Origin of the sequence: Microterricola viridarii, assembly GCF_001542775.1 — a bacterium.
Lineage (GTDB): Bacteria > Actinomycetota > Actinomycetes > Actinomycetales > Microbacteriaceae > Microterricola > Microterricola viridarii_A.
Map to the genome: position 1 here is coordinate 3,393,273 of NZ_CP014145.1, position 15,693 is coordinate 3,408,965.

Consider the following 15,693-nt stretch of genomic DNA (forward strand, 5'->3'; position numbering starts at 1 on the left):
ACACCCGAAGCCACGAGAGGTGAGCAGAGCGTGACGAGTGACGTGACGAGCGACGACACCGCCGAAACGCGGCCCGGCCGACGCTCGAAAGCGCCTGCAACCATCTACGACATCGCCAAGCTGGCCGGCGTCAACCCGTCGACCGTCTCCCGCGCGCTGAGCAAGCCCGGCCGCATCAACATCAAGACCGAGGAACGCATCCACGCCGCGGCGAAAGAGCTGAACTACCGGCTGAACCCCATGGCGCGCGCGCTGCCGACCGGCCGCACCAGCACGCTCGGGCTGCTGCTCGCCGACATCACGAACCCGATGTTCTTCGAGGTGGTGCGTGGTGCAGAGCGCGCGGCCAGCCGCCGCGGCTACACGCTGATCCTCGCCGAGTCGCAGGAGTCGGGCGAGCGCGAGGCCGAGGCGGCCGAGCGCGTCGCCCCCTCGGTCGACGGTCTGGTGCTCGTCACCACCCGCCTCGGGGACGAGCAGATCCGGGAGCTCGCTGAACGCAAGCCGCTCGTCGTCATCAACCGAGAGGTCGAGGGGGTGCTCGGCATCGTCCCCGACCTCGATCCTGGCATCGACGAGGCGCTCGCACACCTCGCCGCGCTCGGTCACACCTCGCTGGCCTTCGTGTCCGGGCCGGCGAACTCGTGGATGAGCGGCGCCCGCTGGGCGACCCTCCTGGCGAAGGCGCCAGCACTCGGAATGACAATCGTCGAGATCGGGCCAGGTGTGCCGACCCTCGACGGAGGTGCTGCAGCGCTGTCGCGCGTCGCGGCGTCCGGGGTGAGTGCCGTCATTGCATACAACGACCTGATGGCAATCGGTCTGATGCGCGCCGCGCAGGAGCAGGGGATCGACGTTCCCAGCCGGCTCAGCATCATCGGCTTCGACGACATCTTTGGCTCAGACTTCACCTCGCCCCAGCTCAGCACGATCCGCACCCCGCTCGGCGCCATCGGCGAGCGGGCAATCCGACTGGCCCTCGAACTCATCGACGAGTACGCGGACGGCACGCCGGCGCGCCCCGACGAAAGCCCGCTGCCCACCGAGCTCGTTGTCAGGGGCTCGACCGGCCCCGTCCGCGCCTAGCGCGACCCACCGAGCCGGATCCGTCTGATCGGGCGGGCAGAGCCACACGGCGGCGCTCCGGTGTGTTTTTGGCAACCGGTTGACAAACGCCTGCACCCGCTGTTCACTAAAGGAGTGACAATGATGACTCTTACCCTTGACCCAGACCGGCTCTTCCCGGTCGACCCGGCCACGCGCGCTGTCGCCCGCGGCCTCTACCAGCGAGTGGCAGAGCTGCCGATCATCTCGCCACACGGACATGTCGACCCGCGACTGCTGCTCGACAACGAGCCATTCGGTGATCCGGCCGAGCTTTTCATCCGCTTCGACCACTATGTGACGCGGCTCATGCACGCCGCCGGCGTGCCGCTGACCGAGCTCGGCATCCCGAGCCGCACGGGCGGGACGCCTGTCGCGAATCCTCGGGAAGTGTGGCGCACGTTCTGCACTCACTGGCACCTGTACGCGGGCACCTCGTCCGGCTATTGGCTGCGGCACGAGTTCGCCACCCTGTTCGACATCGACGTGCAGCCGTCAGAGGCCACCGCCGACGCGCTCTTCGATCTCATCCAGGCGAAGCTGGCGACCGATGAATTCCGGCCGCGCGCGCTTTTTGCCCGGTTCAACATCGAGGTCATGGCCACCACCGACGACCCGATGGACGACCTGGTCGCGCATCGCGCGCTGGCCGCCGACCCGAGCTTCACCGGCCGCGTGCTGCCCACCTTCCGGCCGGACGCCTACCTCAACCCGGCCGCGCCGGGCTGGGTCGAGCGGGTCGCCGCTCTGGCCGCGTGGAACGGCTCTGACGTCTCCAGCTATGCCGGATACATCGAGGCGCTCGCCGGCCGACGCCGCTTCTTTGTCGAGAACGGGGCGGTCTCAGCCGACCACGGTGTGCTGCAGCCGCTAGCCGTGGACCTCGCACCCGCAGAAGCGGCCGAATTGTTCGGCCGCGCTCTCGCTGGGGAGCTGACCGCTGCAGAGAGCCGCGTCTTCGCCGGCCACATGCTGCTCGAGATGGCCAGGATGAGCGTCGAGGACGGCCTCGTGATGACGGTGCACCCCGGTGTCTTCCGCAACCACAGCAGCGCCACCTTCGAGGAGTTCGGTCCGGACACCGGCCACGACATCCCCGTCACCACGACCTACGTGGAGGCCATGCGGCCGTTGCTCGAGAAGTACGGCAACAACCCCGACTTCCACCTCGTGCTGTTCAGCGTGGACGAGACCGTGTACTCGCGGGAGATCGCGCCGCTGGCCGGCTTCTACTCCAGCGTCTACATCGGCGCCCCGTGGTGGTTCTTGGACGCCCCGGACGCCGTCTTGCGCTTCCGCGCTGCGGTGACCGAGACGGCCGGTTTCTACCGCAGCTCCGGCTTCATCGACGACACCCGCGCGTTCCTCTCGATCCCGGCCAGGCACGATATGTCCCGTCGCCTGGATGCGGCGTTCCTCGCCCGGCTCGTCTGCGAGGGCCGCATTGACCTCGATGCGGCCGAGCGCATCATCGTCGACCTGGTCGACGCCCTTCCCCGAAAGGTGTTCAAGCTGTGAGCATTGCCACTGACATCGACACTGCCGTCGCCCCGCTGAGCCGCGCGGCCCTCGCCGCACGCACGGGCGAGAACGTGCGCACCCCGCCGGTGCGCATCATCCACCTCGGCCTCGGCGCCTTCCACCGCGCCCACCAGGCCTGGTACACCGACCAGGTCGACGACAATGGCGAGTGGGGGATTGCGGCGTTCACCGGGCGTAGCGCCCAGGCCGCGCTCGAGCTCTCCCCACAGGACGGCCTCTACACGCTCATCGAGCGTTCGGATGCCGGCGACAGCGCCGCGCTCGTCTCGAGCATCGTCGAAGCCGTCGACGGCAGCGACACGGCGCGCTTCGTCGAGCTGATGGCCGCCGAGTCGACCGCCCTCGTGACCCTCACCGTCACCGAGGCCGGATACCGGCTGCGCGCGGATGGCAGCCCGGATCTCGGCGACAGCGCGCTCGCCGCGGATGTCGCGTTCCTGGCCGACAACCTCGATCGGGCCGCGCGTGGCGCCTTCAGCGCAGGGGGCCCGACGACGACGCTCGGCCGCCTCGTTCTGGGTCTGGAGGCCAGGCGCCTGGCCGGCGCCGGGGCGATCGCGATCGTTCCCTGTGACAACATGCCAGACAACGGGCCGCTCGTCGAGCGCGCCGTGTGGGCGCTCGCCGCGATGCTGAACACCGAGACCGCCGAGTGGATCGCGGCGCACGTCGCCTTCGTCTCGACCTCCGTCGACCGGATCACACCGAAGACGACCGCGGACGACATCGAGGCGGCCGCCGGGCTCACCGGCTGGGCCGACCGCGCCCCGGTGGTCACCGAGCCGTTCCGTGACTGGGTGCTGAGCGGCCACTTCCCGGCCGGCAGGCCGGCCTGGGAGCGGGCGGGGGCTCGCTTCGTCGACGACATCGAGCCGTTCGAGCGCCGCAAGCTCTGGCTGCTCAACGGCGCACACAGCCTGCTGGCCTACGCAGGACTGCTGCGCGGGCTCGACAGCGTCGCCGCCGCCATGACCGACCCGGTCTGCCGGGGCTGGGTGAACGAGTTCTGGGATGACGCCGTGCGCCACCTCCCGGCCGAGCTGCTGGCACTGGATGAGTACCGGGCGGCCCTGCTCGAGCGCTTCGACAACACCCGCATCGAACACCGGCTCGCCCAGATCTCGGCCGAGGCCGTGACCAAGCTGCGGGTGCGCATTGCGCCGGTGGTGCTCGCCGAGCGCGCAGAGGGCCGCCAGGCGGCGGCCGGTATCCGTGCCATCGCCTCCTGGGCCTCCCTGGTGTTGGCCGGGCGGCCGATGGTCGACGCCGAGGCTGCGCAGATCGCCGTGATCGCCTCACGGCCCACCGACGCCGCCATCGCGGGTCTGGTGGCCCTGGTGGACGCGCGGCTGGCGCAGGATGCCGCAATCCTGGCCGACATCACGGCTCTGATCGGGGAGCACCAGGCCGAGTAACAACGGGTCGATGCAGCGCGGGCGGGGGATTCTCCGCCCGCGCTGTCGTGCGTGCCGGGGTGGTCGGGTATGCGTAATCGGCGGTCGCCGGCCTCGTGGGCATCCCAGCTGGGCGTCTGGTGACAATATTTGGCAACCGTTTGCCATATCTTTCCAATCGTGTTTCACTTGATCCTGTCGAACACCGCTCCGCACCGGACTCAGGCTCGACATCCCCGCCGCAACGTCGCGTGCCGCAATGACGCGAACGAAAGGTACTCAATGTCGAAGCCTCAACCGATCCCCTCCCGGAAGCCGATGACCCCCGGTCGTCGCGTGGCATCCCCGGCCGCCGCGCACCGCGCCCGCCGGCCCCGCTAAGGCCTTCCGATCATGGGCAAAGGAGCCTCCATGTCACTCACCGAAACCACCCCGCGCACGGCGACGGCCGCACCGGCGCCCGCCACCGACAAGCTCAGCCCGCTGAGCATCGTCGGCTACGGGGCAGGCGATGCAGCAAACAACCTCGCGTTCACCACCGCGACGATGTTCCTGCTGATCTATTACACGGATGTCGCCGGCATCTCTGCAGCAGCAGCGGGCACGCTGCTCCTGGTGGTGCGCCTGTTCGACGCGTTCGCCGACATCTTCGCGGGCCGCATCGTCGACCGCACCTACAGCAAGCGCTTCGGCAAGTTTCGCCCGTTCATCATGTTCGGTTCGGTCCCACTGCTGCTGCTCTCTGCCGCCGCGTTCTCGGTGCCGCAGATCGGCGAGTCGGGAATGCTGCTCTACGCCTACCTGACGTACGCGGCGCTCGGCCTGGCATACAGCCTCGTCAACATCCCCTACGGCTCGCTGGCCGGGGCGATGACCCAAGACGGCGGTGAGCGCGCCAAGCTCGCCAGTGCCCGCTCCATCGGCGCGGCCGTGGTCGGCGCGGGCCTCGGCATCTTCGTCGCCCCGCTGATCGTGCCCGGCGCCAACCTGCAGGTGCTGTTCACCGGAATGACCCTGGGCTTCGTGGTCGTCGGCACCGCGCTCTACATGTTCACTGCCTTCACCGCGAAGGAGAAAGTCGTCCGCGATGTCACGCACGTGACCATGAAGCAGAGCTTCGCCGTGCTGAAGAGCAACAAGCCGCTGCTCATGCTCTGCATCAGCTCCTTCGTTTTCCTCACCGGTTATCTCGCGCTCGCCACCGTGCAGCTTTACTACCTGCGCGATGTGCTGCACGCGCTCCCGCTCTACGCCGCCATCTCCATCATTCAGCTCGTCGTCACCTTCGGGCTAGCCGCCTTCGTCCCATCGATCGTGCGTCACTTCGGCAAGCGCTCCGGATACATCGCCGGGGCCTCGGTCATGGCCGCAGGCGGACTGGTGATCTTCTTCGCCCCGGCTGGCATGGTCTGGCTCGGCTTCGGCGGCCTGGTGCTCTGCCAGCTCGGAATGGCGCTGGTCAATATGCTGGTGTGGACGCTGGAGGCCGACACCGTCGAGTACGGCGAGTGGAAGACCGGCGTGCGCGCAGAGGGCATCACCTACGCGCTGTTCTCCTTCACCCGCAAGACCGGTCAGGCCGTCGGCGGCGCCCTCGCCGCGTTCTCTCTGGCCTGGGGTGGCTACGCCGCCGGTGCAGCAGAGCAGACCGCGCACGCCGAGCTCGGAATCCGCGCCGGCGCCGGGCTGATCCCGCTCGTGGCCTCGGCGCTGGCCATCCTGTTCATGGTCTTCTACCCGCTCACCGACGCCAAGCACAAGAAGATCGTCGCCGAGATCGCCGAGCGCCGCGCGCTCACTGGGACGGCCACCCCCATCCCGCCGTCGCTGTCCACGGCCGCCTTCGCCGCACCGCGCACCGCCCACGGCCCGATTCCTCCAACAGAGTGACGCCGCGACCTCTGCGTGGCACCACCCCTCACACCCAGAAAGTAGCCTCATGAAGATCGAAAAAGCCGAAGTCATCGTCACCAGCCCCGACCGCAACTTTGTCACCCTGAAGATCACGACGGATGACGGCATCACCGGCCTCGGCGACGCCACGGTCAACGGCCGTGAGCTCGCCGTCGTCACCTACCTCAGCGAGTACATCGTGCCGCAGCTCATCGGCCGCGATCCCTCCCGCATCGAGGACGCCTGGCAGTTCTTCTACCGCAGCGCGTACTGGCGCCGTGGCCCCATCACGATGGCCGCGATCGCTGCCGTCGATATGGCCTTGTGGGACATCAAGGGCAAGGCCGCCGGCATGCCGGTTTACCAGCTGCTCGGCGGCGCGAGCCGCGAGAAGATGATGGCGTACGGCCACGCTTCCGGCAAGGAACTGCCTGAGCTGTTCGACAGCATCCGTCACCACCAGGAGCTCGGCTACCGGTCCATCCGCGTGCAGACCGGGGTGCCCGGGCTCGAGTCGATCTACGGCATCGCGTCGAACAAGGGGCTGCCGGGCAACGAGGGCGTGCGCTACGACCACGAGCCGGCCCAGCGCGGCAAGCTGCCGGCTCAGGAGGATTGGGACACCCGCTCCTACCTCCGCCACCTGCCGACGGTGTTCGAGGCTGTGCGCAACGAGTTCGGGCCGGACCTGCCCCTGCTCCACGACGGGCATCACCGGATGACGCCGATGCAGGCGGCCAAGCTCGGCAAGTCGCTCGAGCCCTACGACCTGTTCTGGCTCGAGGACTGCACGCCGGCCGAGAACCAGGAGGCGTTGCGCCTGGTGCGACAGCACACCACGACCCCGCTGGCGATCGGCGAGATCTTCAACACGGTGTGGGACTTCCAGTCGCTGATCAAGGAGCAGCTGATCGACTATGTGCGCGCGGCATCCACCCACTTCGGCGGTATCTCGCCGCTCAAGAAGGTCATGGACTACGCGGCGATGTACCAGATCAAGTCCGGCTTCCACGGGCCGACCGACATCTCGCCCGTCGGCTTCGCCGCCCAGCTGCACGTCGGCCTGGCCATCCACAACTACGGCATCCAGGAGTACATGCAGCACGGAGACAAGACCAACGCGGTCTTCGCCCAGTCGATGACCTTCGAAGACGGCTACCTGCACCCGGGCAACAACCCGGGCCTCGGCGTCGAGCTGGACGTCGACGAGGCGGGCAAGTACCCGTACGAGACCGCCTACCTGCCGTACAACCGGCTGGCCGACGGCACCGTCCACGACTGGTGATTGAGATGACCGAGCGTGCCGCTGAGTTTCCGCCGGTGCCTGTGCGCCCGCTGGTCGTCGTGATGGGGGTCTCCGGATCCGGCAAGACGACGATCGGCTCACTCATCGCCGAGGCTCTGCGGGTGCCATTCACGGATGCCGACGCACTGCACCCCCGCAGCAACGTCGTGAAGATGGCCGAGGGCACGCCGCTGAACGATGAGGACCGCTGGCCCTGGCTGGCCGTTGTCGGGAGCGAGATGGCCGCGGCATCCGACACGGGCATTGTGATGGCCTGTTCCGCGCTGAAGCGCCGCTACCGCGACGCCATCAGGGCGGCCGTGCCCGGCGCGCTCTTCCTACACCTGCACGCGGAGCAGGAGGTGCTCGCCGCCCGCATGGAGGGGCGCAGCGGCCACTTCATGCCGCCGTCGCTGCTGGCCTCGCAGTTCGCGGCGCTGGAGATGCTCGAGCCCGACGAGAACGGTGCGATCGTCTCGGTGCGCGGGAGTGTGGAGGAGATCGTGCGGGCGGCCGTGGCCCAGCTGGCTGCGCCCGCCCCCGTGGGCTAGAGGCAGCGCCAGCGCCAGGGCCCGACGCGCCGAGATGACAATTGAGCGCCTTCTCGCACCACGGGAACGCGCTCAACTGTCATCTCGCCGGCCGGGGCGGATGCCCTAGCCGCGGAAGCTGGCGACCGGCAGCCCGCTGGTGCCGTGGCCGGCGACCAGGAACACGTGGCCGGCGAGCGCGTCGCTCTCGTCCAAGCCGTTCGCGGCCGACGTCACCCAGAGCTGGTCGCGTTCGGGGCCGACGAAGGCGCATGACGTCGGTTGCGCGGTCGGCATGGTGATGGTCTGCACGAGCGCCCCGTCCGGCGCGAACTCGTGCACGGCGGCGCCACCGTACTCGGCGACCCACAGGTGCCCGAGCACGTCCACGGCCAGGCCGTCGGGCAGCGCCCGGAACGCCTCTGGCCCGACAAGCACGCGCGGACTCGGCGTCACCGTCGACGTCTCCGGGTCGAAGGGGTAGCTGTAGAGCGTGCGGGCCATCGAGTCGATCAGGTAGAACAGGGCGCCGTCGGGGCTCCAGCCCAGCCCGTTCGGCAGCGCGAAGCCGTCCAGCACGAGCGTGGGCTGCCAGCTCTCGTCCAGCCGCCACAACCCGCCCCGCCCGGCGGCGAAGTCCAGCGCGCAGCTGCCCGACCAGTACACCCCGGCCGGGTCGGCCTTGGCGTCGTTCATGCGGATGCCGGCGGGCAGACAGTCCACGCGCCGCGTCACCGTGCCGTCATCCGCCAGGCCGACGAAGCCGGAGGTCGTGACGGCGATCACGCCGCCGGCCGCGCGCGGGGCGACTGCTCCGATGCCGAGCGGGTAGACGATGAGCGAGCCGTCGCCGGTGGCGGGGTCGGCGCGGAAGATCTCGCCGCGCTCGTTGTCGACCCAGAGCACGGTGCCGCTCGCCGCGTGCCAGTACGGGCTCTCGCCGCACACCGCGCGCCGGGGAACGACGACGCTGACGGAGGGCCGGAGGTTCTCGCTCATGGTGTCCTTTCTGGGCCGCCGCGGCGCGGGCGTTGGTGCGCCAGCCTACAAGCCATCGGTGAACTCACAGCCCGTGCACAGGACTGCGGCTTCCGCTCCGGCATCCGCCTTGATAAACTTGAGTCACTTAGACTCAAGTTTCAAGTCTCGGAAAGGAACGCCATGCAGCCAGACCAGCAGCCTCCTCAGGAAGACGCCAAGAGCGCCCTCGAAACGTACGGCGTGGACCTCACCGCCATCGCGGCGAGCGGCAAGCTCGACCCTGTGATCGGCCGGGACGCCGAGATTCGGCGGCTCAGCCAGGTGCTCACCCGGCGCACCAAGAACAACCCCGTACTCATCGGTGAACCCGGCGTCGGCAAGACGGCCGTCGTCGAGGGCCTCGCCCAGCGCATCGTCGAGGGTGACGTCGCCGACTCGCTCAAGGGCAAGAAGCTCGTCTCGCTCGACCTCAGCGCCCTCGTGGCCGGCGCCATGTACCGCGGCCAGTTCGAGGAGCGGCTGAAGAGCGTGCTCAAGGAGATCACGGAGTCTGACGGCGAGATCATCACGTTCATCGACGAGCTGCACACCCTGATGGGTGCCGGCGGCGGCGAAGGCTCCGTGGCGGCATCCAACATGCTCAAGCCCATGCTGGCCCGCGGTGAACTGCGCCTGATCGGCGCCACGACGCTCAACGAGTACCGCGAGTTCATCGAGAAGGATGCCGCCCTCGAACGCCGCTTCCAGCAGGTGTTCGTCGGCGAGCCGAGCGTCGAAGACACCGTCGCGATCCTGCGCGGGTTGAAGGGCGCCTACGAGGCGCACCACGGTGTGACGATCAGCGATGGCGCACTCGTCGCGGCGGCCACCCTGAGCAACCGTTACATCACGTCGCGGCAACTGCCGGACAAGGCCATCGACCTCGTCGACGAGGCGATGAGTCGGCTCAAGATGGAGATCGACTCCTCGCCGGTGGAGATCGACCAGCTGCAGCGCCAGGTCGCGCGGATGAAAATCGAAGAGCTCGCGCTCAAGAAGGAGAAGGACGACGCCTCGAAGGAGCGACTCGAGAAGCTGCGCGAGGAGCTGATGGAGAAGGAGTCCGAGCTGAAGGTGCTCGAGACACGCTGGGCCCGCGAGAAGCGCTCGCTCAACGCCGTCGGCGACCTGAAGAAGAAGCTCGACGAGGCGACTCGCGCCCGCGATCGCGCCATGCGCGAAGCGAACTACGCCGAGGCGTCTAAGCTCGAGTACACGACGATCAAGCAGCTGCAAGAGCAGCTGGCCGAGGCCGAGCAGGCCGAGAACGACCCGATCGAGGACCGCATGGTCAACGAGCAGGTGACGGAGGAGGACATCGCCGCCGTCATCGCCGCCTGGACCGGAATCCCCGTGGGCCGGCTGCTGCAGGGCGAGACCGAGAAGCTGCTGCACCTCGAGAACGAGCTCGGCAAGCGCCTGATCGGGCAGAAGAAGGCCGTCGCCGCGGTGTCGGATGCCGTGCGCCGCACCCGCGCCGGAATCTCCGATCCGGACCGCCCGACCGGCTCCTTCCTGTTCCTCGGGCCGACCGGTGTCGGCAAGACCGAGCTCGCCAAGGCGCTCGCCGAGTTCCTGTTCGACGACGAGAAGGCGATGATCCGCATCGACATGTCGGAGTACGGCGAGAAGCACAGCGTCTCGCGGCTCGTCGGTGCCCCTCCCGGCTACGTCGGCTATGAGCAGGGTGGCCAGCTGACCGAGGCCGTGCGCCGGCGGCCGTACTCGGTGATTCTGCTGGACGAGGTCGAGAAGGCCCACCCCGAGGTGTTCGACGTGCTGCTGCAGGTGCTCGACGACGGCCGGTTGACCGACGGCCAGGGCCGCACGGTCGACTTCCGCAACGTCATCCTGGTGCTCACGTCGAACCTCGGCTCGCAGTACCTCGTCGACCAGTCGCTGACCTGGGCCGAGAAGGAGACAGCGGTGCAGGCGATGGTGCGCCAGGCCTTCAAGCCCGAGTTCGTGAACCGGCTCGACGACATCGTCGTGTTCTCGGCGCTGACCCAGGACGAGCTCGGCGAGATCGTGGAGCTCTACATCGAGCGTCTGTCGAAACGGCTGAGCAGCCGTCGGCTCACCCTGGCGGTGACCCCGGATGCCCGGCGCTGGCTGGCCGAGCGCGGCTACGACCCGATGTACGGGGCCCGGCCGCTGCGCCGCCTGATGCAGCACGAGATCGACGACAAGCTCGCGAATGCGCTGCTGGGTGGCTCGGTGCGCGACGGCGATCTCGTGCGGGTCGACCTGGCCGCAGACGGCAACGGGCTCACGGTGGGCGTCGAGTAGCACCGGCCCGGATTTCGACAGGCTCAATCAGCGGGGGTTCCCGCTGATTGGGCCTGTTGCGTTTTCGCTGGTTGAGCCTGTCGAAACCCCCGCCCCGGTGCAGGCTTCGGTCGCTGGCGCTCCCTCGAGCCAACGGACACTTGCGCTGGGTGAAGTTAATGGGCTAGAACATAGACCAATGACTCTCGCGGCTCGCCGCCCATCCCGGAGGATTCAATGACGCATTCCGCAGACACCGTCGTCGCGGCCGACGACCGCCGCCTGAGCGGCAACCTGGGCACCGTTGCCGTCACCTTCATGGTGATCGCCGCGGCGGCACCGCTCACCGTCGTCGGGGGGCTGCTCCCGATCGGCCTCCTCGTCGGCAACGGGCTGGGCTTCCCCGTCATGTTCCTGGTGGCGACGGTCATCCTGTTGCTCTTCGCCGTCGGGCTCACCTCGATGAGTCGCTTCATCCCGAACGCCGGATCCTTCTTCACCTTCGTCAGCCACGGCCTCGGCCGCACCCCCGGTGTGGCGACCGCGTGGCTGGCCCTCGCCTGCTACACCACCGTGCAGGTGGCCGTCTTCAGCTACCTGGGCGGCACGCTCAGCTCCAGCATCGCGCTGCTCGGTGGCCCGGAGATCGCCTGGTGGGTGTTCACGCTGGCCTCGATTGCCGTCGTCGGCGTGCTCGGCTACCGCCACATCGAGCTCAGCTCCAAGGTGCTCGTCATCGTGCTGGGGGCCGAGATGGGAATCGTGCTGCTGCTCGGCATCGTCATCATGGCGACGGGCGGTCCGGAGGGCCTCTCGCTCAGCCCGTTCTCGCTCGAGAACATCTTCTCCGGCTCGCCCGCGCTCGGCCTGATGTTCGCCATCGCCAGCTTCATCGGCTTCGAGTCCACCGTCGTCTACCGCAACGAGGTGCGTGACCCGGAGCGCACAATCCCGCGCGCCACCTACGCCTCGGCCATCATCATCGGCGTCTTCTACGCCTTCGCCGGCTGGGTCGTCATCATCGGCTTCGGCGAGTCCGCCGTCATCGACGAGGCCGCCGCCGACCCGGCCACGCTGCTCTCCCGCCTCACCGACCAGTACCTCGGCCCGATCGGCGGCATCATCATCGCCGTCCTGTTCATGGGCAGCATGTTCGCCGCCGTGCTGTCGCTGCACAACGTGCTCACCCGCTACCACCACGGCATGGCCAACGCCCGGGTGATGCCCGACAGCCTCGGCACCGTGCACCCCCGGCACCGCTCCCCGCACCGCGCCGCCGTCGTGCAGGTGGCCACCGCCGCGACCTTCGTCGTCATCCTCGTGCTCATCGGCTTCTCGGCCGAGCACATCTTCTCCTGGTTCGCCGGCATCGGCACCCTCGCGATCGTGCTGCTGATGGCGCTCACCTGCCTCTCGGTGATCGCGTACTTCCGCCGCACCCGCGCCCTGACGAGCCCGTGGCACACGGTCATCGCCCCCGGCCTCGGCTTCCTCGGCCTGGCCGTCTCGGCCGGCCTCATCGCCGCGAACTTCCCGCTGCTGGTCGGCGACGTCGACGCCGACGGAAACCCGAGCTGGGGCGTGCTCAGCATCGTCCTGATCGCGGTCGTCGTCATCGCTCCGATCATCGGCCTCGTGCAGGCGCTGGTGCTCCGGGCCAAGCATCCGGAAGCCTACGCCCAGGTCGTCGAGCGCTTCGGCGAGGATTGACCGACCCGCCAGGCACCCCGCCCGCCTCTCATCCAGCACCGCCCCAGCACGAAGGAACCACATGTCTGCCCCCCTGTCCAAGCCGCTGATCGGCTTCAGCGGCCGCCGCGGTCGCGCCGAGTCGGTCGGCGCCCCGCGCGGCTTCCACGACGCCCCGCTCGACATCTACATGAGCGAGTACACGACGTCGGTGATCCGGGCCGGCGGCATGCCGGTCAACCTGCCCATGGACGCCGACGCGAGCGAGCTCGTCGACTACTTGGACGCCGTCGTGCTCTCGGGCGGCGAGGACGTCGACCCGCGGCGCTACGGCGAGGCGCCCGGCCCGCACACGGGCTGGATCGACCCGCAGCGTGACGCCTTCGAGATCGCGCTCATCGAGGCGGGGATCGCCCGGGGCATCCCGGTCCTCGGCATCTGCCGCGGCCAGCAGCTCATCAACGTCGCCCTCGGCGGCAGCCTCGTGCAGCACCTCGTCATCGGCGAGGGCGAGTCGCACGCCTCGTACGCGTACCCCCGGGCACAGCGCGTGCACCCCGTCGCGCTCGAGGCCGGCAGCACCGCGGCCGAGCTCTACGGTGACACCGTCATGGTCAACTCCTACCACCACCAGGCCGTCGGTCGGCTCGCCCCCGGACTCCAGGTGACCGGCCGCGCCCCCGACGGGGTGATCGAGGCCATCGAGCACGAGAGCGCAGCCGTGCTCGGTGTGCAGTGGCATCCGGAGGTCTTCGGCGGCGACCCCCTCTTCGACTGGCTCGTCCAGGCCGCACAAAACGCACAGAACACACGACAGAAAGCAGCAGCATGACTCCCCGCCACCAGAACAAGAACGGCTTCATCACGGGCGGAGGATCCGGCATCGGCCGCGAGACCGCGCTGCGTCTGGCGCGCGAGGGCGCCCGCATGATGATCACCGACGTCAACCTTGAGGCCGCCCTGGAGACGGTGTCGCTGATCGAGGCAGAGGGCGGCGTGGCCCTGGCCGCTCGCGTCGACGTGCGCGAGCGCGAGCAGATCCGAGCCGCCGTCGACGCCGTGCGCGCCGCATGGGGCAGCCTGCACCTGCTCGTCAACAACGCCGGCGTCGTCACCAACCACTCCTTCGAAACGCTCACCGAGGATGCCTGGGACTTCGTGCTCGACATCAACCTCAAGGGCCAGTTCCTCGTCGCCCAGGAGGTCGCCCCGCTGATCGGCGAGTCGGGCGGCGGAGCCATCGTCAACCTCTCGACCGTCGAGGCCCTCGTCGTGGTCACCAGCGGCACCACCGCGCAGCCGCACTACAACGCCAGCAAGGGCGGCGTGCCCATGCTGACCAAGGCTCTCGCCGTCGAGCTCGCGCCGAAGGGCATCCGCGTCAACTGCGTCGCCCCCGGCCCGATCGCGACCAACTTCTTTGACCTGGAGGGCGTCACCAGCCCGGAGGCGATGGAGTTCCTCGGGCAGCGTCTGCTCGTGCCGCGCGTCGGCCAGCCGGCCGACATCGCGTCGGCGGTGTCCTGGCTGCTCTCGGACGAGGCCAGCTGGATCGACGGCATCCAGCTGCCCGTCGACGGCGGATGGTTGACCCGATGAAGGACTACGTGCTGGACCCGGCCGAGCTGGAGGCGCTCGGCATCCGCACCGTCATCGTCGCATCGCCCGACCTGCAAGGCCGCCTGATCGGCCGCAGGATCCCCGTCGACGGCTTCGACCGGGTCATCGAGAACGGCGTCGACGTCTGCACCTGCGTCTGGGCCTGGGACCTCGAGCAGGGGCTCGAACTCATCGACGCCGGACTGTTCAAGCTGTGCAGCATGCACAACGGGGTTCCGGATGCCACGCTGCGGGTGGACCTCGGCACGCTTCGCCGTGCCGCCTGGCTCGAGAACGTGGCCATCTGCTTCGCCGACCCCGTCGACGTGCGCACCGGCGAACCGCTGGCCATCTCGCCGCGCGTGATGCTCAAGCAGGAGCTGGCCCGCTACGCCGAGCGCGGCTTGCAGCCGAAGGCCGGCACCGAGCTCGAGTTCTACCTGTTCCGCAACGAGCAGCGTCAACTGCGCAAGAACGGCTTCCGCGACCTCGACCCCACCACGCTCATCCCGAGCGACTTCATGATCCATGAGGGCAACCTCTACGAACCGTTCTTCCAGAAGCTCCGTGACGACCTCCTGGCCAGCGGCGTGCAGATGGAAGCCGCCCAGTCCGAGTGGGGCAGCGGGCAGTGGGAGATGACCTTCCGCTACGGTGAGCCGCTCGAGATGGCCGACCGGCACGCGCTGTACAAGCTGGCCGTGCGCGACTCCGCCGCCCGGGCGGGCATGACGGCGACGTTCATGGCCCGGCCGCTGAACGGCCAGCCCGGCTCCTCCTGCCACGTGCACTTCTCGGTGCAGGATGCCGCGGGCGAGCGCCTGTTCTGGAACGACACCGCCGATGAGAACATGAGCGAGATGATGCTGAGCGCCATCGGCGGCGTGCTCGAGCACGCCCCGGCCTTCATGGCCTGGTACTCGCCGACGATCAACTCCTACCGGCGCAACAACTCCGGTGATGTGGCGGGCAACGGCCGCACGTGGGGCTTCGACAACCGCACCACGACGGTGCGCGTTGTCGGGCACAAGCCCGAGCACCTCCGCTTCGAGTTCCGCCTGCCCGGCGCCGACACGAACCCGTACCTCACCTTGGTGGCACTGCTCGCCTCGGCCAGGGACGGCATCGACCGCGCCGCTGTCGCGCCGGAGCCGATCCGCGGCAACGCATACCTGCTGCCGGCCGACGAGGAGATGCCGGCCGATCTGCTGCAGGCCTCGAAGGCCTTCGTGGCCGCCCCATTCCCGCGCGCGCTGTTCGGCGACGACATCGTCGACCACCACCGGGTGCTGCTCGAGAACGAGTGGAAGACCTTCATGGCCGCGGTCAGCGACTGGGACCTCAACCGCTACTTCGATCGGGTCTGAGC

General features: G+C 68.8%; 12 protein-coding genes. 11 read left to right on the plus strand and 1 reads right to left on the minus strand.

Going from position 1 to position 15,693, the window contains the following annotated elements; all coding sequences use genetic code 11:
* The first annotated feature begins 30 nt into the window (after positions 1-30).
* The 6 genes from AWU67_RS15525 (at position 31) to AWU67_RS15550 (ending at position 7,769) form a co-directional block, all read left to right on the plus strand.
* A complete protein-coding gene (locus AWU67_RS15525; RefSeq protein WP_234407285.1) occupies positions 31-1,086 on the plus strand; it encodes a LacI family DNA-binding transcriptional regulator in 1,056 nt (351 codons plus the stop codon).
* Positions 1,087-1,209: 123 nt separating this feature from the next.
* On the plus strand, positions 1,210-2,622 hold the full coding sequence (uxaC, locus tag AWU67_RS15530; RefSeq protein ID WP_067232925.1) for a glucuronate isomerase: 1,413 nt from the start codon (positions 1,210-1,212) through the stop codon (positions 2,620-2,622).
* The gene (locus tag AWU67_RS15535) at positions 2,619-4,061 is read left to right on the plus strand and encodes a mannitol dehydrogenase family protein (RefSeq protein ID WP_234407286.1); all 1,443 of its coding nucleotides are present in this window, start codon (positions 2,619-2,621) and stop codon (positions 4,059-4,061) included. Before uxaC ends, AWU67_RS15535 begins: the two co-directional genes overlap by 4 nt.
* Before the next feature lie 390 nt (positions 4,062-4,451).
* Positions 4,452-5,930, plus strand: coding sequence for a glucuronide transporter (uidB, locus tag AWU67_RS15540; protein WP_082717070.1), 1,479 nt, complete (start codon positions 4,452-4,454; stop codon positions 5,928-5,930).
* A 49-nt stretch (positions 5,931-5,979) separates the two neighbouring features.
* Entirely contained in the window at positions 5,980-7,218 is a 1,239-nt protein-coding gene (manD, locus tag AWU67_RS15545; protein ID WP_067231155.1) for a D-mannonate dehydratase ManD, read from the plus strand.
* A gap of 5 nt (positions 7,219-7,223) precedes the next feature.
* Positions 7,224-7,769 (plus strand): gluconokinase, encoded by a 546-nt coding sequence (locus AWU67_RS15550; RefSeq protein ID WP_067231157.1) that lies wholly within the window; start codon positions 7,224-7,226, stop codon positions 7,767-7,769.
* A gap of 105 nt (positions 7,770-7,874) precedes the next feature.
* Here the strand turns inward: AWU67_RS15550 and AWU67_RS15555 are convergent, their stop codons facing one another.
* Positions 7,875-8,747, minus strand: coding sequence for an SMP-30/gluconolactonase/LRE family protein (locus AWU67_RS15555; protein WP_067231160.1), 873 nt, complete (start codon positions 8,745-8,747; stop codon positions 7,875-7,877).
* Between the two features lie 162 nt (positions 8,748-8,909).
* Between AWU67_RS15555 and AWU67_RS15560 the strand changes: the two genes are divergently transcribed.
* The 5 genes from AWU67_RS15560 to AWU67_RS15580 all read left to right on the plus strand — a co-directional run bounded on the left by AWU67_RS15560 (position 8,910) and on the right by AWU67_RS15580 (position 15,691).
* The gene (locus tag AWU67_RS15560; protein ID WP_082717071.1) at positions 8,910-11,057 is read left to right on the plus strand and encodes an ATP-dependent Clp protease ATP-binding subunit; all 2,148 of its coding nucleotides are present in this window, start codon (positions 8,910-8,912) and stop codon (positions 11,055-11,057) included.
* 216 nt (positions 11,058-11,273) lie between these two features.
* Positions 11,274-12,746 (plus strand): APC family permease, encoded by a 1,473-nt coding sequence (locus AWU67_RS15565; RefSeq protein ID WP_067231163.1) that lies wholly within the window; start codon positions 11,274-11,276, stop codon positions 12,744-12,746.
* Between the two features lie 61 nt (positions 12,747-12,807).
* Positions 12,808-13,557: a gamma-glutamyl-gamma-aminobutyrate hydrolase family protein gene (locus tag AWU67_RS15570; RefSeq protein ID WP_067231165.1), complete on the plus strand. Its 750-nt coding sequence runs from the start codon at positions 12,808-12,810 to the stop codon at positions 13,555-13,557.
* Positions 13,554-14,324, plus strand: a complete 771-nt coding sequence (locus tag AWU67_RS15575) for an SDR family NAD(P)-dependent oxidoreductase (protein ID WP_067231168.1) — start codon at positions 13,554-13,556, stop codon at positions 14,322-14,324. The genes AWU67_RS15570 and AWU67_RS15575 overlap by 4 nt, the downstream gene beginning before the upstream one ends.
* The gene (locus AWU67_RS15580; protein WP_067231171.1) at positions 14,321-15,691 is read left to right on the plus strand and encodes a glutamine synthetase family protein; all 1,371 of its coding nucleotides are present in this window, start codon (positions 14,321-14,323) and stop codon (positions 15,689-15,691) included. Before AWU67_RS15575 ends, AWU67_RS15580 begins: the two co-directional genes overlap by 4 nt.
* Positions 15,692-15,693 lie beyond the last annotated feature (2 nt).